General features: G+C 72.1%; 18 protein-coding genes and 2 tRNA genes. 5 read left to right on the top strand and 15 right to left on the bottom strand.

Going from position 1 to position 20106, the window contains the following annotated elements; genetic code table 11:
- Positions 1-23 precede the first annotated feature (23 nt).
- The 6 genes from ACGFML_RS10120 to ehuB all read right to left on the bottom strand — a co-directional run bounded on the left by ACGFML_RS10120 (position 24) and on the right by ehuB (position 4579).
- A tRNA-Lys gene (locus ACGFML_RS10120) sits at positions 24-97 on the bottom strand.
- Positions 98-169: 72 nt separating this feature from the next.
- The gene (locus ACGFML_RS10125; protein ID WP_393541957.1) at positions 170-928 is read right to left on the bottom strand and encodes an IclR family transcriptional regulator; all 759 of its coding nucleotides are present in this window, start codon (positions 926-928) and stop codon (positions 170-172) included.
- Positions 929-1367: 439 nt separating this feature from the next.
- Complete coding sequence (ehuA, locus tag ACGFML_RS10130; RefSeq protein ID WP_393542718.1) at positions 1368-2123, bottom strand: ectoine/hydroxyectoine ABC transporter ATP-binding protein EhuA; 756 nt, start codon at positions 2121-2123, stop codon at positions 1368-1370.
- Positions 2124-2220: 97 nt separating this feature from the next.
- Positions 2221-2871, bottom strand: a complete 651-nt coding sequence (ehuD, locus tag ACGFML_RS10135; RefSeq protein WP_393541959.1) for an ectoine/hydroxyectoine ABC transporter permease subunit EhuD — start codon at positions 2869-2871, stop codon at positions 2221-2223.
- A complete protein-coding gene (gene ehuC / locus ACGFML_RS10140; RefSeq protein ID WP_393541961.1) occupies positions 2871-3650 on the bottom strand; it encodes an ectoine/hydroxyectoine ABC transporter permease subunit EhuC in 780 nt (259 codons plus the stop codon). The genes ehuD and ehuC overlap by 1 nt, the downstream gene beginning before the upstream one ends.
- Complete coding sequence (gene ehuB / locus ACGFML_RS10145) at positions 3647-4579, bottom strand: ectoine/hydroxyectoine ABC transporter substrate-binding protein EhuB (protein ID WP_393541963.1); 933 nt, start codon at positions 4577-4579, stop codon at positions 3647-3649. Before ehuB ends, ehuC begins: the two co-directional genes overlap by 4 nt.
- 139 nt (positions 4580-4718) lie before the next feature.
- Between ehuB and ACGFML_RS10150 the strand changes: the two genes are divergently transcribed.
- Positions 4719-5219: a DUF3830 family protein gene (locus ACGFML_RS10150; RefSeq protein WP_393541965.1), complete on the top strand. Its 501-nt coding sequence runs from the start codon at positions 4719-4721 to the stop codon at positions 5217-5219.
- Positions 5220-5246: 27 nt separating this feature from the next.
- On the opposite strand, the gene ACGFML_RS10155 is transcribed toward ACGFML_RS10150, so the two are convergent.
- A complete protein-coding gene (locus ACGFML_RS10155; RefSeq protein WP_393541967.1) occupies positions 5247-6665 on the bottom strand; it encodes an amidase in 1419 nt (472 codons plus the stop codon).
- Between the two features lie 82 nt (positions 6666-6747).
- Positions 6748-7713, bottom strand: a complete 966-nt coding sequence (locus ACGFML_RS10160) for a D-2-hydroxyacid dehydrogenase (protein WP_393541969.1) — start codon at positions 7711-7713, stop codon at positions 6748-6750.
- A gap of 207 nt (positions 7714-7920) precedes the next feature.
- Here ACGFML_RS10160 and ACGFML_RS10165 point away from each other — a divergent pair, with 207 nt between their 5' ends.
- The 3 genes from ACGFML_RS10165 to ACGFML_RS10175 all read left to right on the top strand — a co-directional run bounded on the left by ACGFML_RS10165 (position 7921) and on the right by ACGFML_RS10175 (position 10914).
- Positions 7921-8832 (top strand): decarboxylase, encoded by a 912-nt coding sequence (locus tag ACGFML_RS10165; protein WP_393541971.1) that lies wholly within the window; start codon positions 7921-7923, stop codon positions 8830-8832.
- Positions 8833-8936: 104 nt separating this feature from the next.
- On the top strand, positions 8937-9662 hold the full coding sequence (locus ACGFML_RS10170) for an aspartate/glutamate racemase family protein (RefSeq protein WP_393541973.1): 726 nt from the start codon (positions 8937-8939) through the stop codon (positions 9660-9662).
- 148 nt (positions 9663-9810) lie between these two features.
- A complete protein-coding gene (locus ACGFML_RS10175) occupies positions 9811-10914 on the top strand; it encodes an LLM class flavin-dependent oxidoreductase (RefSeq protein WP_393542719.1) in 1104 nt (367 codons plus the stop codon).
- A gap of 90 nt (positions 10915-11004) precedes the next feature.
- Here ACGFML_RS10175 and ACGFML_RS10180 read toward each other — a convergent pair whose 3' ends face one another.
- Positions 11005-12825 (bottom strand): putative bifunctional diguanylate cyclase/phosphodiesterase, encoded by a 1821-nt coding sequence (locus tag ACGFML_RS10180; RefSeq protein ID WP_393541975.1) that lies wholly within the window; start codon positions 12823-12825, stop codon positions 11005-11007.
- Positions 12826-13187: 362 nt separating this feature from the next.
- Here ACGFML_RS10180 and ACGFML_RS10185 point away from each other — a divergent pair, with 362 nt between their 5' ends.
- Positions 13188-14429: a M6 family metalloprotease domain-containing protein gene (locus ACGFML_RS10185; RefSeq protein ID WP_393541977.1), complete on the top strand. Its 1242-nt coding sequence runs from the start codon at positions 13188-13190 to the stop codon at positions 14427-14429.
- A 68-nt stretch (positions 14430-14497) separates the two neighbouring features.
- Here ACGFML_RS10185 and ACGFML_RS10190 read toward each other — a convergent pair.
- The 6 genes from ACGFML_RS10190 to ACGFML_RS10215 all read right to left on the bottom strand — a co-directional run bounded on the left by ACGFML_RS10190 (position 14498) and on the right by ACGFML_RS10215 (position 20105).
- Positions 14498-14571: transfer RNA gene (locus tag ACGFML_RS10190), tRNA-Lys, on the bottom strand.
- Between the two features lie 56 nt (positions 14572-14627).
- A complete protein-coding gene (locus ACGFML_RS10195; protein ID WP_393541979.1) occupies positions 14628-15230 on the bottom strand; it encodes a bifunctional DNA primase/polymerase in 603 nt (200 codons plus the stop codon).
- Positions 15231-15409: 179 nt separating this feature from the next.
- On the bottom strand, positions 15410-15793 hold the full coding sequence (locus tag ACGFML_RS10200; protein ID WP_393541981.1) for a hypothetical protein: 384 nt from the start codon (positions 15791-15793) through the stop codon (positions 15410-15412).
- Positions 15794-15916: 123 nt separating this feature from the next.
- Entirely contained in the window at positions 15917-17296 is a 1380-nt protein-coding gene (locus ACGFML_RS10205; protein WP_393541983.1) for an AAA domain-containing protein, read from the bottom strand.
- Positions 17293-18846, bottom strand: a complete 1554-nt coding sequence (locus tag ACGFML_RS10210) for a hypothetical protein (protein WP_393541985.1) — start codon at positions 18844-18846, stop codon at positions 17293-17295. The genes ACGFML_RS10205 and ACGFML_RS10210 overlap by 4 nt, the downstream gene beginning before the upstream one ends.
- Positions 18837-20105: a hypothetical protein gene (locus ACGFML_RS10215; protein WP_393541987.1), complete on the bottom strand. Its 1269-nt coding sequence runs from the start codon at positions 20103-20105 to the stop codon at positions 18837-18839. The genes ACGFML_RS10210 and ACGFML_RS10215 overlap by 10 nt, the downstream gene beginning before the upstream one ends.
- Position 20106: the final 1 nt, after the last annotated feature.

The raw sequence follows: 20106 nt of genomic DNA on the forward strand, positions 1-20106 counted from the left end.
ACCGGGAACGCCCATTTCACAGGTGCGCCGCCAGGGACTCGAACCCCGGACCCGCTGATTAAGAGTCAGCTGCTCTAACCAACTGAGCTAGCGGCGCGCGCTGACGAAAGAAATACTACCTGGTCCTCAAGGGTGCTTCCGACCACGTCCGGGCGGCCCGTCCGCGCCGTCAGATCGCCAGCGACAGCAGTACCGGAGCGGCCCGGCGGTTGAGGGCGTCGGCGGCCTGGCGCAGACGGTGGGCGTGCTCCAGGGGCATGGACAGGGCGAGGCAGCCGACCGTCGAACCGGCGGTGATCGGTACGGCCGCGCAGACCGTGCCGACGGCGTACTCCTGGAGGTCCAGCACCGGGACGGTCGGCGGCTGGCTGTCGAGCTTGTGGAAGAGGATCTTCTCGTTGGTGATCGTCCGGGAGGTGAGCCGGGCGGTCTTGTGGCGAGAGATGTGGTCCTTGCGCCCGTCGTGGTCCAGCTGTGCGAGCAGGCACTTGCCCACCGCACTGGCGTGCGCCGTGCGGTGGAACTCGGCCCATTCGTTGACCTTGGGCGCCAGCGGCCCGTCGGCGTAGTGCAGGATCTTCACCTCGCCGTCGATGTAGCGGCTGATGTAGACCGCCGCACCCACCGAATCGCGCAGCTCGTCGAGCGTGATCTGGAGCTTGTCGCGCAGCGCGTGGTTCCGGTCGCCGCCGGATCCCAGCAGGAGCAGCGATTCGCCGACCACATACGCGCCGTCCGCGACCTGTTCCACATAGCCTTCGCGCCGCAGCATCGACAGCATGTGGGCGAGGTGGCCCGAGGGCAGGCCGGTTTCGCGTGCGACCTGGACATCGGTCACGCCGTCGGCGTGCCTGGAGATCGTTTCGAGCACGCGAAGGGCGTACTGCACCGAATGGAACGGCGCGGTCGGCTCGGGCTTCAGCGCCACGGTGTCCCCCTAGCAGGTCGGTACCGCTTGCGTCGTCACCTCGTCGGCGGTCACGGCGGCGCATGCGCAGTCGTTCCCGGACAACGGGGCTCGTATCACGATAGCGGTCAACGGCCCGCGATGGAGGGGGTCTTGACCGAAAGACGATGCCTTTCACGCGTCTGTGCAGGGGAGAGTTTCCCTGGCATATGCCAGGAGCATGGTAGAGGTTTGGCGATGCGCCGGGTCGATGCCGTGTGACGTGCCGAAGCCCGGCCCTTCGGGGTGGGCCGGGCTCCGTTCCGTGCGAGACGGGGGGCGCAGAGAGAGGTGTCCGGGCGTGCGCTGGGGGCGCACCAGAAGCATCGACGGGGCGTCCGTCACGAGAGTCGCACGGGTCCCGGCGGTCGCAGGAATTCCATCAAGCCAACTTTCCGCCGGGACCGGTGACCGGCCGCCGCTACAGCACGGCGCTGAGGAACTCCCGCGTCCGCTCGTGCTCCGGGTCCGTGAAGATCTGCTCCGGCGGGCCGAACTCGATGACCCGGCCGGCGTCGAACATCATCACGCAGTCCGAGATGTCCCGGGCGAAGTTCATCTCGTGGGTGACGCAGAGCATCGTGATGTCCGTGGTGTGCGCGATGTCCCGCAGGACGTCCAGCACGCCGGCCACCAGCTCCGGGTCGAGCGCCGAGGTCACCTCGTCCAGCAGGAGGACCTGCGGCCGCATCGCCAACGCCCGCGCGATGGCGACCCGCTGCTGCTGGCCGCCGGAGAGCTGGGTGGGGTACTTGTCGAGGTGCTCGGTCAGGCCCACCAGGTCCAGCAGTTCGCGGGCGCGCTCCTCGGCCGCGTCCTTGTCCAGTCCGAGCACATGGACCGGCGCTTCGGTGATGTTCCGCAGCACCTTCATGTTGGGGAAGAGGTTGAACTGCTGGAAGACCATCCCGATGTTCTTGCGGACCTCGCGGCTGTGCCGGTCGCTCGCCGGGACGAGCTTGCCGCCCTTCTGCTCGTGGGTGAGGTATTCGCCGTTGAGCGTGATGGTGCCCTCGTCCGGCTTCAGCAGCGTCATCATCAGCCGCAGGATCGTGGTCTTGCCGGAGCCGGACGGGCCGATCAGGGTGACGTGCTTGCCGGAGAAGACCTTCATGTCCAGCGAGTCGAGCACGGTGTGCGAACCGAAGCGCTTGGTGACCTTGTCGAAGCGGATCAACTCGCTGCCGTCGACGGCCGGGTTGGTGCCCTCCCCGCCGGCGCCGGACGCGGCGTCCTGCCCGCTCGCGGTGTTCTTGGACGTGTTGGGGGTGCTGTCAGCGGACAAGGCGACGCTCCAGGGCTCGCAGAAGAAGAGAAGCGGGGTAGGCGATGAGGATGAAGGCGATACCGACGACGGTGTAGGGCTCGACGGTCTGGAAGGTCTCGGAGGAGAACTGCCGTGCCTCGCCGAGCATTTCCAGCACACCGATGCCGACGAGCATCGGGGAGTCCTTCAGCATCGCGATGACGTAGTTGCCCAGCGCGGGGGCGACCCGGCGGACCGCCTGCGGCAGGATCACCGCGATCCAGGTGCGGCTGCGCGGCAGGCTCAGCGCGGTCGCCGCCTCCCACTGCCCCACGGGCACGCCCTCGATACCGGCGCGGTAGACCTCGGCGGTGTACGTCGAGTAGTGCAGCCCCAGCCCGATCACGCCGGTGACCATGGCGGTCAGCGTGATGCCCCACTCGGGCATGACGAAGTAGAGGAAGAACAGCTGCACCAGCAGCGGGGTGTTGCGCACGAACTCGGTGAGCGCGGTCACCGGCCAGCGCACCACCTTGAGAGAGGAGCGCTGCGCCAGTGCCCATACGAGACCGAGCGCGAAGGCCATCAGTGAGCCGAGCGCCAGCACCTCGAGGGTGACCACGACGCCCCGCCAGAACGCCGGCATGAAGTCGCCGACCGCGGACCAGTCGAACTTCATCACACATCACCTTCCGCTGCGGCGCCGGTCGTCGGGCCGGCGGCCGTACGGGCCACCGGGCCGATCGGAGACGACTGCCGGCCGATGCTCAACCTCGATGTCAGTCCGGCCCGCTTCGGTGGGGCCTGGCCGATGCCCGTCTTGGCGTGCCGCTCCACCACCCGCATCCCCCGGGTCAGCACAAAGGCCAGTACGAAGTACATGACCAGGATGATCGTGTAGACGGGCGCGCTCTGCGCGGTCGCGTTCCGCACCAGCTGCGCGCCGAAGGTGATGTCGGGGACGCCCAGGAGCGACACCAGCGCGGTGCCCTTGAGCAGCTCGATCAGCAGGTTGTTGAACGGCGGGACCATCTCCGGCCAGGCCTGCGGCAGGATGATCTTCCGCAGCTGCTGGGCGGGCGAGAAGCTGAGCGCGATGCCCGCCTCGCGCTGGGCGGGGGAGACCGCCGCGATGGCGCCGCGGACGACCTCGGAGCCGTACGCGCCGTATGTCAGGCCGAGGGTGAGGACCGCGGCCCACAACTGGACCAGCTGCCAGCCGAAGGCCATCGGCAGCACGAAGAACACCCAGAACATCAGGATCAGCGCGGAGGTGCCGCGGAAGATCTCGAAGTAGGCGCCGGACAGGAAGCGGACGATCCGCAGGCGGTGGGTGCGCGCGATGCCGATCCCGAAGGCCACCACCGCGCCGAGTGCCGCGCTGTAGACGGTCAACTGGATGGTGATCCAGACGCCGTCGAGGAGGAGTTTCCACAAACCCCAGCTGATATCGCTCATGGCCGGCACTTCTCCTTGGCGGTGATCTTCGTCATCTGATCCTTCGTGAAGCCGAAGGGCCGCATGAGCTCGAGGAGTTCGCCGGACTTCTTCATCTTGTGCAGCTCGCGGTTGAACGCGTCGCGCAGATTCGTCTCCGGAGTGCGGAACGCGAAGCCGCCGACATCGATGACCGGCTTGCCCTTCACGTACGGGGTGACCTCTCCGGTCGCCTCGGCCTTGGTGGTCTTCGAGTCCCGTACGACGTTCCGCACGGTCACGGCCGTACCGACGAAGACGTCCACCCGACCCTGCTCGACGGCGAGCAGACCCGCCAGCTGGTCCGGCAGGGTGGTGATGTTCTTGACGCCGGCTTCCTCGCCATATCCGATTTCGGCATAGCCGACACCGGTCGCCATCTTTGCCCCGATACGAGCGATGTCCTTGTAGGAGTGGAGCTTGAGCGGATTGCCCTTTCGGACCACGAACGCGTCCAGCATCTGGTATTCGGGGTCGGCGAAAATGACCTTTGCGCAGCGCTCCGGGTTGATGTACATCCCGGCCGCGACCACGTCGAACTGCTGGGAATTCAGCCCGACGATCAGCGAGCCGAAATCGGTCGGAAAGGGTTCGACCTTGGGCACGCCGAGACGTTTGAAGATCACCCGGGCGATGGTGGGTGCCGAGCCGGTCATCTTGCCGTCCCGGCCGATGTATCCGTAGGGCTGCTCGCCCGCCAGGCCCAGCGTCACGGAGCCCTTCGCGCGCAGCCGTTCCAGCAGATGCCCCCCGTCCGTGGCCTCGGCGGTCGAGACCCGGCTGCAGGCGGTGGTTGCTCCTATCGCACCCGTTGCGCCGAGCGCCACTACCCCCGCGAGCAGCGAGCGACGACGGATGCCGCCTGATGAATGATGTGTGACCTCTGAGGTGTTCCCCTGTGGTGGAGCCATGGGCGCGCGACTACCCGAAAGTCGTCGAATATATGCCGATCGTTTCCAGCCCTTGATGAAAGCGAGAGCAAGGAGAATGGGACGGATCGAGTCAAGGGACTTGTTCCGTTGGCCGGTATTGCACCCCTACGATCTGGGCATGACCGATCGCTTCATCGAAGTCTCCCTGGACAAGCGCGGCGTCAGCTGCACGGCCAAGTTGCTCGACGACCGCGCGCCGATCACCTGCAATGCCGTCTGGAACGCCCTCCCGCTAGGCGGCGACGTCTACCACGCCAAGTACGCCCGCAACGAGATCTACGCCCTGGTCCCACCGTTCGCTCCCCAGGAGCCGCCGCTGGAGAACCCGACGATCACCCCGATCCCCGGCGACCTGTGCTACTTCACCTTCAGCGAGACCCAGCTGGGCACCGCCTCCTACGGCTACGAACAGGAGGCCAAGCACCAGGGCCGCGCCACCGTCGTCGATCTCGCGCTCTTCTACGAGCGCAACAACCTGCTGATCAACGGTGACGCGGGCTGGGTGCCGGGCATCGTGTGGGGTGCGGTCGTCGACGGCCTCGACCGGATGGCGGACGCCTGCCAGGACCTGTGGCGGGCCGGCGCCCTGGGGGAGACCCTCAGCTTCCGGCGGGCCTAGCTCTCCCAGGGACCGTCGTCGACCTCCCTACGGAGCGGGGGGCGCGGGGATCTCCGCGGCCCCCGCTCCGTACAGCGCGTGCGCGGCGCGCAGCACCAGCGCGTCCGCGTGCCGTGCCCCCACCAGCTGGACGCCGATCGGCAGCCCGTCGCCGTCCACCCCGCAGGGCAGGGTCGCGGCGGGCTGCTGCGTCATGTTGAAGGGATAGGTGAACGGCGTCCAGCCGGTCCAGCGGGAGTGGCCGGACCCCTTCGGCACCTCGGCGCCGGCCTCGAACGCGGTGATCGGCTCGGTCGGTGTCACCAGCAGGTCGTAGGCGCTGTGGAAGCGGCCCATCGCCTGACCGAGCGCCATGCGGGTGTCCACCGCCGCCAGATAGTCCAGCGCGCTGTAGCGGGCGCCCTGCTCGCAGATCTCCCGCAGCCCCGGGTCGAGCAACTCGCGCGCCGCGTCGTCCAGGGGCTGGACGACCCGCGCCGCGCCGCTGAACCACAGCGTGTGGAAGGCCTCCACGGGGTCGGCGATGCCCGGGTCGATCTCCTCCACCACCGCGCCGAGCCCGGCGAGCCTTTCGACGGTCGCCCGGACCGCCGCCGCGACCTCGGGCGCGACCGGCACGTCCCAGCCGAGCGACGGGCTGAACGCCACCCGCAGCCCGGCCACCGGACCGTCCAGCGCCGCACGGAACGAGCCGGCCACCGGCCCCAGCTGTGACCAGTCCCGCCAGTCCGCTCCGCAGATCACATCCATCATCAGCGCCGCGTCCGCCGCGTCGCGGGTCATCGGCCCGACGTGCGCCAGCGTCCCGAACGGGCTGGCCGGATAGTGCGGGACCCGCCCGTAGGTGGCCTTCAGGGCGAAGATCCCGCAGAAGGACGCCGGGATCCGGACCGATCCGCCGCCGTCCGTACCCAGGCTCAGCGGGCCCGCGCCCAACGCCACCGCCGCCGCGCTGCCGCCGCTGGAGCCGCCCGCGGTGCGGTCCGGGGCGTACGGATTGCCCGTCACCCCGTGCCGCGGGCTGTCGGTGACACCCTTCCAGCCGAACTCCGGGGTGGTCGTCTTGCCCACGAAGACCGCGCCCGCCTCGCGCAGCCGGGCGACCGACGGCGTGTCCTCGTCCCAGGCCGAGTCCTCGGCCCGGACCGTCCGCGAGCCGCGCAGTGTCGGCGTGCCCCGGGTCAGCAGGAGGTCCTTGACGGTGACCGGCACCCCGTCCAGCGGGCCGGCGGGCTCGGCGGACCGCCAGCGCTCCGCCGACGCGCCGGCCTCGGCCAGCGCCTCGTCGGCGGAGATCCGGGTGAAGCAGTTGGTGCGGGCCTGAGCGGCCTCGGCGCGCTCGAGGACGGCGCGGGTGGCCTCGACGGGGGAGAAGTCGCCGGCGGCGTACCCGGCGGTCAGCGCGGTGGCGGTGAAGTCGGCGAGGTCGGTCGGTTCGGTCGTCATGCGTCCTCCGAGCGTTGGCCGCCCCCGGGGTCGGGGTGCGGGCGGGGTGCGGGGGCTGCCTGGGGCCCAACGGCCCGCACCGTCACTGCACCGGTACGTACCCGAGCCGCTTGTCGACGAGGTTGCGCAGCGGCTCGCCTGCCGACCACTGGTCGAAGTTGTCCTGGAACTGCTCGGCGAGCGCGTCCCGCCAGCCCAGCGTGTCCCCGCTCATGTGCGGCGAGACGATCAGGTGCGGCACGTCCCACAGGGAGCTGTCGGTGCTCAGCGGCTCCTCCTCGAAGACGTCCAGCGCGGCGGCCGCGATCTGCCGGCCGCGCAGCGCCGCGACGAGATCCTTCTCGACGACCAGGGAGCCGCGCCCGATGTTGATGAACCGGGCCCCGGCCGGCATCCGGGCGAACGCCTCCTTGCCGAAGAGGCCGCGGGTGGCGTCCGTCAGGGGCGCCGCGCAGACCACCCAATCCGCCTGCGGCAGCAGGTCGTTCAGGGCGTCACCCGGGTGTACGAAGCCGAAGTCCGGATCGTCCTCCCGCGCCCGGCGGCCGACCAGATCGACCTTGACACCCAGTGCCAGGAGGGTGGTGCCGATGGCCCGGCCGATCGGCCCGGAGCCCACCACCACCGCTCGGCTGCCCGCCACCCGGAGGGTTTCGCGGTGCTGCCAGCGCCGCTGCCGCTGGAGTTCCCAACTTCCGTAAAAATCTTTGGCCATGGCGATCACCAGTCCGGCGACGTATTCGGCGATCGGCTGCTCGAAGACGCCGCGCGCGTTGGTCACCAGGGTGTCGTCGGCGATCAGCGCCGGGCACAGCAGGCGGTCCACGCCGGCGCTGGCGGTGTGCACCCAGCCGGGCCTGGGGCCCTTTTCGGGCCATGCCTCCCGGACGGCGTCCGAGGTGAAATCCCAGGCCAACAGCACATCGGCGGTGGGCAGTCGGTCGGCCAGCGAGGAGGCGTCGGCGTAGATCACCTGGGCCCGGCCGGCGAGACGATCCAGGTTCGGGGGCGGGTCGGAACCGAGGACGAGGACGGTGCTTTTGGGCATAGCCGGAAACCGTTCTGAAACGTGTGTCCCGTATGAAGGAAAGGGACGCCGAAAAGTGCCTGAGATGCGAGGATTGACCACGCTAAGAAGTCGTATCTACCGTGTCAACAACGGCTCTGTTCCGACGTCCCGGCATGCACCGGCTGCACCACCTCCCACGGCCAATGGCCTGGCCATTCCCGCCCTTCGTTTCTTCTAGGGGCCTTCATGGACGTCTCTTTTCTCGGGGGCCCACAGCCTCAGCTCGGCGTGGGCGTCGTCGCGCCCTTCGACTTCGCACTCGACCGTGAGCTGTGGCGCTGGGTTCCCGACGATGTGTCCCTCCACCTCACCCGGACTCCGTTCGTGCCCGTCGAGGTCAGCCTCGACCTGGCCCGCCTGGTCAGCGAGCACGAAACCCTGCAGGCCGCCGTGCAGGCACTTTGCGCGGTTTCCCCGCAGGTCATCTCCTATGCCTGTACCTCCGGCAGTTTCGTCGCGGGGGTGGTGGGCGAGCGGGCCATGTGCGCCGCCATGGCCCAGGCGGGGGAGGTTCCCTCTCTCACCACCTCGGGTGCACTCATCGAAGCGCTGCGCGAGATCGGCGCGCGGCGCATCGCGGTGGTGACCCCGTACACCAAATCGGTCACCGACTCACTGGAGGACTACCTCGGCGAGGCGGGCATCACGGTCACCGGCCGCGCCTACCTCGGACTGACCCGGCACATCTGGAAGGTGCCCTACCGCGACGTCGTCGACATGGCCCGCACGGCCGTCGTCGGTGCGGCCGATGCGCTCTTCATCAGCTGCACGAACCTGCCGACCTACGACGTCATCCCGCAGCTGGAGGCCGAGCTGCGGATGCCCGTGCTGTCCGCCAACCAGGTCACGATGTGGGCCGCGCTGCGCGCCATCGGCGTGGACGCGGTGGGCCCGTACCAGGCCCTGCTCGACCCGGTGGCGCGGCGCGGCCCGGCCGCGATGACCGGCTCGGGTACCGGTGTTCCGGAGAGCCGGCCGGGGGTGACGCCGGAGGCCGCGTTCGCCGGGTCGCCGGTGCCGGCCGACGCGGAGGTGGGTGACGGCGCCGAGCCGTCCGCCTACCTTCCCGACGATCCCGGGCCCCAGCCCCCGGTCTGAGGCCGGTTCGCCCGTCCACCCACCGCGGGCCGCCGGCGGCACCGCCGTCGGCAGCCCGCACCCCGACACCCGCACCCACCGCCGCACACCCAAGGGAGATCTGCATGGCATCGGTCGGCTTCCTCTACCCCGGCCACTCCGCGGAGGACGACTACCCCCGGCTCGAAGCGCTGCTCGGCGGCACGGTCCGGCTGCCGCTCGTGCACACCGACATCGGCGAGGACGCCCACCGGGTCGACGCGCTCCTGGAGATGGGCTCGGCCGCCCGGCTCGCGGCCGGCGTGGACGATCTCAAGGAGCGCGGCGCCGAGGCCGTCGTCTGGGCCTGCACGAGCGCCAGCTTCGTCTTCGGCTGGGAGGGCGCCCACGAACAGGTACGGGAGCTGTCCGCCACGGCCGCGCTGCCCGCCTCCAGTACGTCCTTCGCCTTCGCGCACGCCCTCCAGGCGCTCGGCGCGCGCCGGGTGGCGATCGCCGCCACCTATCCGACGGACGTCGCCGAGCGCTTCCAGGCGTTCTTGAAGTCCGCCGGCACGGAGGTCCTCTCGACCCGCGGCAGCGGCATCATCACCGCCGCCGAGGTCGGCACCTGGGGACGCGAGGAAGTGCTGCGGCTCGCCCGCGCCGGGGACCACCCCGACGCCGAGGCGGTGCTGCTGCCGGACACCGCCCTGCACACCGCCGCGTATCTGCCCGACCTCGAAGCCGAGCTGGGCAAGCCGGTCCTCACCGCCAATCAGGTCACGGTCTGGGAAGGGCTGCGCCTGCTCGGGCGGGAGATCGCCTGCCCGCCGCTGGGCACGCTCTTCGCGCGAGCCGCGCACGGATAGCCGCCGCCGGCCGACCGCATCCGGTACGCGGTACGCGGCACCCGGCACCCGGCACCCGGCACCCGGGCCGGGAATAAGCGGAGAACTTCTCCGGTTGTCCTCCTCGCAGACCGGCAACGCGAGGAGGACCCGCACCGTGAGCGGCGAAATGGACCCGACCCCGGGCACCGACGACGGCATCCGGGGCACCGCCCTGGGCACCGCGCCCGTTCCCCTGTCCGTGCTCGACCTGGTGACCGTCGGCGCCGGCAGCACCGCCACCGGCGCGGTGCGCACCGCCGTGGAGATCGCCCGCACGGCGGAGGGCCGCGGCTTCCACCGCTATTGGGTAGCCGAACACCACTCCATGCCCGGCGTCGCCTCGTCCTCGCCGGCCGTGCTGCTCGCCCACCTCGCCGCGCACACCTCGTCGATCCGGCTCGGTTCCGGCGGCGTCATGCTCCCCAACCACGCGCCGCTGGTCATCGCCGAGCAGTTCGGCACGCTGGAGGCGATGGCCCCCGGCCGCGTCGACCTCGGCCTGGGCCGCGCGCCGGGCACCGACGGCGCCACCGCCGCCGCGCTGCGGCGCACCGAGCGGCTGCACGAAGGTGCGGACGAATTCCCCCAGCAGCTGCTGGAGCTGACCCGCTTCCTCGACGGCTCCTTCCCCGACGGCCACCCGTACGCGCGGATCCATGCCGTGCCCGGCCCGGTGCAGGCCACTTCCCCCGGCGGTGTCCAGTCGCCCCACCGCCCGCCCCTGTGGCTCCTGGGGTCCTCCGGCTTCAGCGCCCAGCTCGCCGGCACGCTGGGTCTGCCCTTCGCCTTCGCGCACCACTTCTCGGCGGCCAACACGATCCCCGCCCTCGACCTCTACCGTTCCTCCTTCCGCCCCTCCGAGGCGCTCGCCGAGCCCTACGCCCTGATCGGCGTCTCGGCGCTGGCCGCCGAGGACGAGCGCGAGGCGCGCCGGCAGGTCATGACCGGCGCCCTGTCGATGGTCCGGCTGCGCACCGGCCGCCCGGGCCTGGTGCCCACCCCGGAGGAGGCCGAGAGCTACGACTTCGGCGCCCGGGAGCGCGACTTCGTCGACAGCTGGCTCGCCAACGTCGTCCACGGCACCCCCGACGCCGTCCGCCAGGGCCTGGACGACCTCGCCAAGCGCACCGGCGCCGACGAGCTGATGATCACGGCCAACGCACACGGCGGCGCGGCGCGGCTGAGGTCGTACGACCTGATAGCCGATGCCTACGGGCTGCCCCGCGGATAGCCGGCACCGGGGAGTGCCCGCAGGGCCGTGGCGGCCGTGCCCCGCACCGTCGCGGCCGGGTGTCGGGTCGGCGCCGCGGCCCGACGGCGCTCAGGTCCCGGTCCGCCGCCCCGCGTCCAGCAGCGCCGCCACCCGGTCCGGCGCGACCGGCCGGGAGTAGAGCCAGCCCTGCCCGGTGTCGCAGCCGATGCGCCGCAACCGCTCGGCCTGCTCGGCGCTTTCCACGCATTCGGCGGTGACCGTGAGGCCGAGGCGGTGGGCGAGGGCGACGAGCGCCTCCACGATCACCTCGTCGGCCGGGTTGGGGTGTTCCTGGGAGCGGAAGCCGTGGACGAAGGAGCCGTCCAGCTTGAGGACGGAGACCGGCAGCCGGCTGAGGTAGGCGAGGTTGGAGTAGCCGGTGCCGAAGTCGTCGATGGCGATCCGCACCCCCATGTCACTGAGGGCCTGGAGTGCCTGGAGGGGGCGGCCGGCCGAGCCCATCACCGCGGACTCGGTCAGCTCCAGCTGGAGCAGGTGCGGCGGCAGCCCGGTCTCGGCCAGGATGCCGGCCACGTCCGCGACGAGGTCGGAGTCCCACACCTGGCGTACGGCCACATTGACGCTGACGAAGAGGGGTTGGCCGCCGGGGTGCGCCAGCTGCCAGGCGCGTGCCTGGTGGCAGGCCCGCTCCAGGACCCAGCGGCCCAGTTCGACGATCGCGCCGTTCTCCTCCGCGAGCGCGATGAACCGATTCGGCGACAGCGTCCCGAACTGCGGATGCCGCCAGCGCACCAGCGCCTCGACGCCCTGCGCCCGGCCGTCACCCAGACCGACCAGCGGCTGGTACTCCAGGGTGAACTCGCCGCGGTCCACGGCCGGCCGCAGGGTGCTCGACAGTGCCTGCCGGGTCATCCGGTGTGCGTTGCGCTCGGGGTCGAACAGCGTCCAGCGGGCCTTGCCGTCCTCCTTGGCCCAGAACAGCGTGGTGTCCGCGGCCTGCATCAGCCCGGTGGCGGTCGTGCCGGCCGCGGTCCGCTCGACGACGCCGATGCTGGCCGAGACCGACAGCCGCTGCCCGGCCAGGTCGAACGGCCGCTGCAATGCGTCCAGAGCGCACTGGGCCAGCTCGGCCACCTGGTCGGTGCCGGTGGAGTCCTCCACCAGAAGCGCGAATTCGTCCCCGCCCAGTCGGGCCACCAGATGCCCGCCGTGCCCGGGGCCCCGGTCGCCGATGCTCTCCGCGCAGCGGGTCAGCCGCTGGGCGACCGCGCTCAACAGCCGGTCGCCGACGCGGTGCCCGAGGGTGTCGTTGACGGCCTTGAAGCCGTCCAGGTCGAGGTAGCACAGCCCGATCCGCCCGGTGCCGGCCGGTTCGAAGGAGGCCGTCTCCAGGGCGGCGGAGAGCCGTTCGAAGAAGAGGGCGCGGTTGGGCAGCCGGGTGACCGGGTCGTGCATCTGCAGATGCCGCAGCCGGGCCAGCAGGTCGTGCCGGTCGCTGATGTCGGCCACCGACAGCAGCACCCGGTCCTCGCCCATCTGCGGCTCGACGGTGACCTCCACCCATACGGAGTGCCCGTCGGGGTGCTTGAGCCGGCGCGTGCAGCGCAGCCGGCTGCTGCGGCCGCACAGCACCTCGCGGTAGGCGGTCCACACCCGCGGGTCGGCGCCGAGGTCGGTGAGATCGGCCGCGGTGGCGGCGACCAGCTCTTCCGGCGCGGTGCCGACCAGTTCGCCGAAGGCGGGGTTGGCGGCGAGGACCAGGCCGTCGCGGTTGAGTACGGCCATCGGGAGGCGGGCGGCGTGGAAGGCGGCGCGGTAGTCGGAGAGCGCGGCGGCGGTGCCGTCGTAGCGGGCCGGGGCGTCGCGGGAGGTCGTCGGGGCGCGCCGCGCGCCCTCGGATCCTTTGGTCCTGCCATCACGTTCCGTCACCGATGGCAGCGTCGCTCCGGGCGTGCGGCCCGTGCTCTCGGGGTGTCCGCTCACTGCTCGCTCCCGCATGGCGCTTGTCTCGTGATGGAGGGTGGGATCTCGCGCTGGAAAGTGTGGCGATCATAGAGGCTGGTGCAACGGCCGATCCAGCGACGCAGCCGTGATCATCGGCACGCATGACGGAACTTCAGCCATTTCTGCACGACTCTGTTCGTACGGATTGCACGATTGGCCGTTTGTTACTTTCCGTTACGAATCGGCGGCGACGCGCAGGTCACCCGTCCGGGCCCCCGAACAGGACGAACGCCGGGCGGACGGCACAGGGTGGGTGAGGTCTTCCGATTCCGTCCCTGGAGGTCGATGTGGCGCGCGCCCGGACACCTGACGGGGTGGAACGCCGTCGCTTTCGGCGCCTCGCGGCCGTCACCACCTCGCTGAGCGCGCTGATCGCGACCTCGATCGTGGCGGGACCGGCCACCGCCTCCGAAGCCGCCTTCTCCTGCGCGCTGGGGCGCACCGACGCCCACCATTCCGAGGGACTGGACAGCTGGAACGGCTCCTACCCCCGCCCCACCGGCTCCCTCGACGCCGTCATGATCTTCCTGTCCTTCCCGGACTCCCGGCCCATAGCCCGCCCGGGAGAGCTGTCCCAGGACTACTTCCCGGCCACATCCCGCTTCTTCGACCGCGCCTCGTACGGCAAGTTCCAGCTGCGTTCGCACGTCCACCGGAAGTGGGTACGGATGCCGCACCCGTCCGCCGCGTACGGAATACAGCGCGACTGGGACTCCGGCCGCCGTTCGGCGTACCTGCGCGATGCGGTCGCCGCCGCCGACTCCTCGATCGATTTCAGTCGCTACGACCTGGTCTACTTCGTCGCCGACCCGGACGCCCCGGGCGTCGACTCGGACGCCACCAAGGTGGTCAACCTGGACGAGCCGATGCACGCCGACCACACCGATCTGCGCCGTTTCGTGACCGTCTTCGAGCAGAGCCCGCCGGACCGCAATGTCCTCGCCCACGAGACCGGCCACGTCTTCGACCTGCCGGATCTCTACCACCGCCCGGGCAACGGCAAGGGGGACTGGGACACCTACGTGGGCGACTGGGACCTCATGGGCAGCCAGTTCGGCCTGGCACCGGACCCCTTCGGCTGGCACAAGTGGAAGCTGGGCTGGCTCCGCGACGACCAGGTCGACTGCGCCACGACGGCCCGCCCGTCGCTGCACTCGCTGCGCAACCTGTCCGCCCCGGTGGAGCCGGGCGACGACCGCCGCCCGCGGCTGCTGGTGGTCCGCACCGGCCCGGAGAGCGCCCTGGCCATCGAGGCCCGCGGCGCCACGGGCAACGACCGCTCCGTGTGCAGCCAGGGCGTCCTCGTCTACCGGGTGCACGGCGACACGGCCTCCGGCGCGGGGCCGGTCCGCGTACTCGACGGGCATCCCCGAAGCGCCGGCTGCTGGGGCACCTCCGTCTACCCGCCGCTCGCGGACGCGCCGCTGGGCGTGGGGGAGAGCCTGACCGACGCCGACGACCACCTGCGCGTCCAGGTCGAGGGGCGCAGCGACGACGGGGAGTGGACGGTCAAGGTGGGCCGCGACTGAGCGACGCCGCGCCCACCGCCCCGGGCATGACGAAGGCCCCCACCGAGGTGGGGGCCTTCGACCGTCTGTGCGCCGCCAGGGACTCGAACCCCGGACCCGCTGATTAAGAGTCAGCTGCTCTAACCAACTGAGCTAGCGGCGCCTGCTGACGGAGGAAACATTAGCACCCGGTCGGGGGAGCGCAAAAATCGGTTTCCCTCAGCCCGGAGCCAGCGCCGGAACCTGTACCTGAGGTGCGGTTTCGTGCTCCTCGTCGACGGCGCAGCGGGCCGCGCGGACGCAGGCCCACAGCAGGACGTCGGGGCCCGGCAGCCAGGGGTGACGGACGTCCGGGGCGACCAGCCAGCGGGATCCGGACGGGGAGCCGCCCTCGGCGTCGTCGGCGGCGTGGCCGGGGTGCAGCGGCGGGACGGTGACCGCGTCGCCGCTGCCGTGGCACAGCAGCGGGGGGACGGCGCGCGCCCACTCCTCCCAGCCGAGCAGCGCCGGCAGCCGCTGCGCGGTCCCCGGCGCGGTGAACAGCAGGATCCGCCCGCGGTGTGCCGCCACCGGCCCCGAGCCGGGGCCCGCGGACCACAGCCGGTCGACCATGTGGCGCCCGAAGAGTGCCGGGGCGTTGATCACGTCGAAGACGGTGCCGCACGGCAGCACGCCGGGAGCGTCGGGGCGGGAGGCCCACAGGCTCTGGACGGTGTGCGGATGAGGGCTGGCGGAGGCGAGCCAGTCGGCGCCCGCGAGGGTGACGTACGCCGCTGTCGGGAACGTGAGGGTCCGGGGAGTCTCGGGCAGCCAGTCGCTCATGGGGACAGGTCTACCCATTCCGCGCGCAGCGGTGATGCGGATTGCGGGAAATCGGGACAGTGCCGGACCTGGCCGGGTATCTTGCCCGACCGCATATGCCAACGGCTCATGGCTGGGGACCATGAGCCGTTCTGTGGCGCAGGGGACGGATGGTGCGTCCGGGACGCGCCGGACGGGTCTCAGTCGGCCTCGCCGGTGTGGGTTCCGCCGTCCCGCATCAGACCGCGGCCGAACTCGATCATCTTCTGCGCGTAGTCCTCGGACCACTCCGCCCGCTCGGCGAGCACGGACAGCGGCATCCGGTCGAAGCGTTTCGGGTCGGTCAGCTGGGCGGCGGCCACCGCCTGGTACTCCGTGGCGCGGTCGGCCGCCACCCGGAAGGCCAGTGCCAGCTCCGTGGAGCGGCGCAGCAGCTCGTGCGGATCCTCCATCGACTCCAGGTCGAAGAAGTGCTCCGGGTCGGCGACGGCCTCCGGCGGCTCGAAGAGCAGCGGCGCGGGCCTCCTGCGCCGGGGGGCCGGCGCCTCGGCGCGGGAGTCGGAAGCCGGACGCGGCTGGGACATGTACCTACCTCCAGGATCGGGTGCCGCATTCCATTGTCCCGCCCCGCGCAAGTGGGCCGCCGGACCCGAGCCGGGCAGCGCGTGCCGGACCCCGCGAGCCCGGCGTGATCCCCACGACAGGCCCTAGGGGCGCCACGGCACCCGGTGCTCCGACAGATGCGCCAGGACGGCGTGGTTGGCCTCCCACCCGTCGGGGAACTTGACCGTCACCCCGAGCTGCACCGGCTCGGTCGAGGGGTGCTCGTCCAGCAGCTCGGTGACCCCCGCCCGGCACACCACGATGCAGGCGTGGCGATGGCGGGAGGCGAGCACGCACAGTCGGCCCGTCTCCAGATGGAAGGCGGTCGCGTCGGGGCGGCCGGAGAGCGGGTGCAGGACGACGGTGACATCGAACTCCCGGCCCTGCAGCCGGTTTGCGGTGTCCACCGTGACGCCGTGCACCCCCAGGTCGGCGAGCGCGGCCCGCACCGCCGCCGCCTGATCGCGATGGGCCGTGCCGACCGCGATCCGCTCGGCCGTGAGCGGCACCGGGTCGGGGGAGTTCTCGCTGGTGGCGGCGCCGCCGCGGTCGAGCAGCCGGCGCGCGACCAGGGCCACCGCGCGCACCGCCTCCGGGTCCGTACGGGGAGTGCGGCGGGCGGGGAGTTCGAGCAGGCCCCAGCCGGAGACAGCGGCTTCGTCCAGGACCCGGTCCACGCCCGAGCCGTCCCCGGCCACGCCGAAGGCGAGGCGGCGGTCGCCGTGGCCGGTGCCGCTGCGGAACGGCGTGTACGGGTAGAACGCGTCGGACACCAAGGGCGCGGCGGAGGCCGGCAGACGCCAGGAGACGGGCAGGCGGTGCTGCGGCAGATCCGGGTTGTGGGCCAGGAGGGTGTGGACGGCGCTGGCGGACGGGTCGTACGACAGCCCGGCCCATTGGTCGGCGCCCACCACGCTGAACGGGTCCAGCTGCCCGGGATCGCCGACGAACAGCGCGCGCTCGAAGAGCCCGGCGACGGCCAGCAGCGCATCGGAGCGCATCTGGTACGCCTCGTCCACGATGGCGTGCTGCCAGGGCGTCTCGACCTTGGTGTAGGCCCATTTGGCGGCGGTCGACACGACGATGTCCATGCCCGCCAGATCCGCCACCTTCGCGGACGTACGGACCGCGGGGAGTTCGGCCAGCGCCGGGTCGAACGCGCCCGCCTCGCTGCTGTGCAGCCGGCCCACCGGCAGCTCCGGGTCCTTCGCGGCGAGCCGGAGGACGAGGTCGTCCACCTGGGCGTTGGTCTGCGCGACGACCATCAACGGGCGTCCGGCGGCGGCGAGTTCGCGGGCCGCGCGGACCACCAGGGTGGATTTCCCGGCCCCGGGCGGGGAGTCGACGACCACGCCGCGCCGGGTGCCGTGCAGCGTGTCGTGCAAGATCGCGTCCGTCGCGGCGGCGGCCGCGGCCGCCGGGTCGGGGGAGCGCTCCCCCGAGCTCCTGGGGAGCTCGGAGCCGTCCCCATCGGGCCGGGTCACAGGAAGTCCTCCGCGGTCATCGTGTCGGGGGCGTCCGCGGGTGCCCCCGCGGCGGCGGCCGCCGGCGGACCGCCGTGCGTCCAGGGGGTGTCCTCGGGATCCGGCAGGCTCGGCCCGCCGCGGGGTGCGTGCTCGAACAGCGTCCACAGCACCGCGTCGTCCGGCTCCGGCACCGAACCCGGCTCCGGCGTCCTGCCGCGCCCCATGCCGCCCGTCAGCCGCACCACCAGGGCGCCGGGTTCCCCGGCCACGTACGAGACGAACTCGGCGGTCTGGGTCTTCCCCTCGGGCAGCGGGCGGTAGAGCTTGGCGTGCTCGGACAGCTGCGGGCGGTCGGCCGTGCGCAGCGTGACCAGCGGCCGCGGCATCGGCCGCTTTCCCTCGGAGAGCGCCATCTCGACGTGCAGGACGGTGCCGCACAGCGCCTCGCCGGCCAGCCGCCGCCCGGCCATCACCAGCGGGTCGTCGAGGGCCTCCTGGGCGTCCAGTTGGGCCTGCGCGGTCTCCCGGGAGGCGAGCTTCTGGGCGGCGGTGACGGCGTCGTCCCGCCTGGGCTGCGGCGGCTCCCCGGCGCGCACCCGGTCGCGGTGCGCGGTGTAGGACCAGCGGTCGCGCTTCCACCGGTCGGTGACCCGCGCGCCCGGCGGCAGGCCGCGCAGCAGGTCGACGCCCTGCCACACGGCGTCCCAGGTCGGCCGCAGCTGACTCTCCACCAGGGCGCGGATCTCCTCCTCGGCACCGAGCAGCCCGGCGTCGTAGCGGGCCGTCGCGGGGGAGAGCAGCCGGTTGTCGAACGCCGGGTCCGTGGCCGGTCCGGCCGGCGGGCACAGGAGTTGGCCGTCGGTGTCGCGCCCCGTCTCCGCGCGCTCGGCCGCCTCCCGGCCGGAGCCGCCACCGGGCGGGTCGATCCAGGCGAGCAGCGCGCCCAGATGCTGGTCCTCCAGCATGCTCTGGCCGGTGGCCCAGTGGCGGCCTAGCAGCCCCGTCATGGACAGCAGCAGACTGGCGCCCGGCACCCGGGAGCGCTCACCGAAGTGCGTGAACCAGCGGCCCAGCAGCGGGACATGGGGCGGCGCGGGGTAGGGCGCCTCCGGCTCCTGTTCGGCCGTCCGGCGAAACCGCATCGAGCGGCCCAGCAGCCGGACGAAGTCGATGCCCGAGGCGCTCGGCACGATCAACTGCGGTGCGTCCGCACACAGTTCGACCTGCACCGGGATCCGTTTGCCGGTCTCGGGGTCGGTCTCCTTGCGCTCCTCCCACTCCACCGCGTCCGCGAAGCCGTCCACGTACGGGAGCACCGAGTCCGCGAGATCCGCCAGGAACGCGAACCGCAGATCACGGTCGCGCGGCTGCGGCACGGCCAGCAGCTGGGGCTTCTCACGGTCCGTGCCGACCAGCATGCCCAGCGGGGCACCGGCCTCGCCCGCGGTCGTCAACGGGACGAGCACCAGAGGCCGTTCGGACAGGTGGCGGTGGCGGACCGTGGCCAGCGGCGCGGCCCGGCCGGACGCCACGGCCTCCATCCGGGCCAGCGTCTGGATCAGTGACATGACCGCTCCTTCGCCTGTCCCGCCGCGGCCAGCGCCTCGGCGCGCAGCGCGGCGGCCCGGCGCAGGGCGAGCACGGCCGGGTCGTCGGGGCCCTCGGCGCGCTCCGGGCTCTCGGGGGCGGCCGCTGCGAGCACCGCCTCGACGGTGCGCAATCCGCCCAGTTCGCCGCGCACCCCGCGCCCCAGAGCCTCCACCGCACCCTGCCGCCGGGACCGCTTACGGCAGTGGAAGGCCAGCTCGCAGGAGGCCAGGCACTCCGGGGAGTAGGCCGCGTCGACCGCCTCGACGGCCTCGTCCAGCTCCTCCGGCGGCCGGGTCGGCGTCCTGCCGTCCTCGGCGAGCCGCAGGTCGAAGGTGGTCCCCGGGGCCAGGGCGGCGGCGATCTCCTCGACGCGGGTGAGACGGTCCAGCTGCCGCCGGGTCGTCGCCAGCTGCTTGCGGACGTCGACGGCCGCGGCGGTGGGCAGGTTGGAGAAGTCCTTCGGACAGACCAGCAGCACCCGGTCGCGCACCCGCACCGGCCGCCCGGTCCGCGCGCCGACGTGCCCGGCGACGGTCTCGAGGGCGAGGACGTACACGGCCGCCTGGCGGGCGGCCTCGCCCACCTTGGAGGCGTCCGCCGCGCCGTCGATCATCGGGAACGACTTGATCTCCACGACCGTCCAGCTGCCGTCCGGGTGGACCACCACCGCGTCCGGCTCCACATAGACCGGCGAGCCGGCCACCTCGAGGGCCAGCATCGGATGGTCCAGCAGCGCCCAGCCGCCCGCCGCGGTCGCCTCGCGCAGCGCCAGCGCCGTACGGGCCGCCCGCCCCTCGGGCCCGGCGGCGGACAGGTCGGGGACGGCGACCTGCGCGTCCTCCGGCGGCGGGGTGTCCGTCCGCAGCCGCTCGTGCAGCAGCCGCATCAGGGCGGCGCCGCCGTCCCCCTTCACCCGGGACTCGAAGGTGATGCCGCGCATGATCGCGAACTGCGACTGGCCGTACGTCGCGGGCGAGCCGAGGGCCTGCGCCAGCGCCCCCTTGTCGACCCCCGCGCCGTCCAGCAGGGCACGCCGCCGGCAGCCGGGATTGGCGGCCAGCGCGGCGAGCGCACGGGCGTCGAGCGAACGGGGCCGTACGCCGGGGCCGCGCAGCTCGGTGAGCCGCCGGCGCAGGCTCGAAGTCGGCGTCTGCTGCCCCGCCGGCGGTGCCGCCGCCGCGGGTCGACTGTCGCGGGAAACGTTCACCTGCGGAAGTCTCGCATCCGGCACTGACATG

The organism is Streptomyces sp. NPDC048650, from assembly GCF_043199095.1.
In the GTDB taxonomy this organism is placed as follows: domain Bacteria; phylum Actinomycetota; class Actinomycetes; order Streptomycetales; family Streptomycetaceae; genus Streptomyces.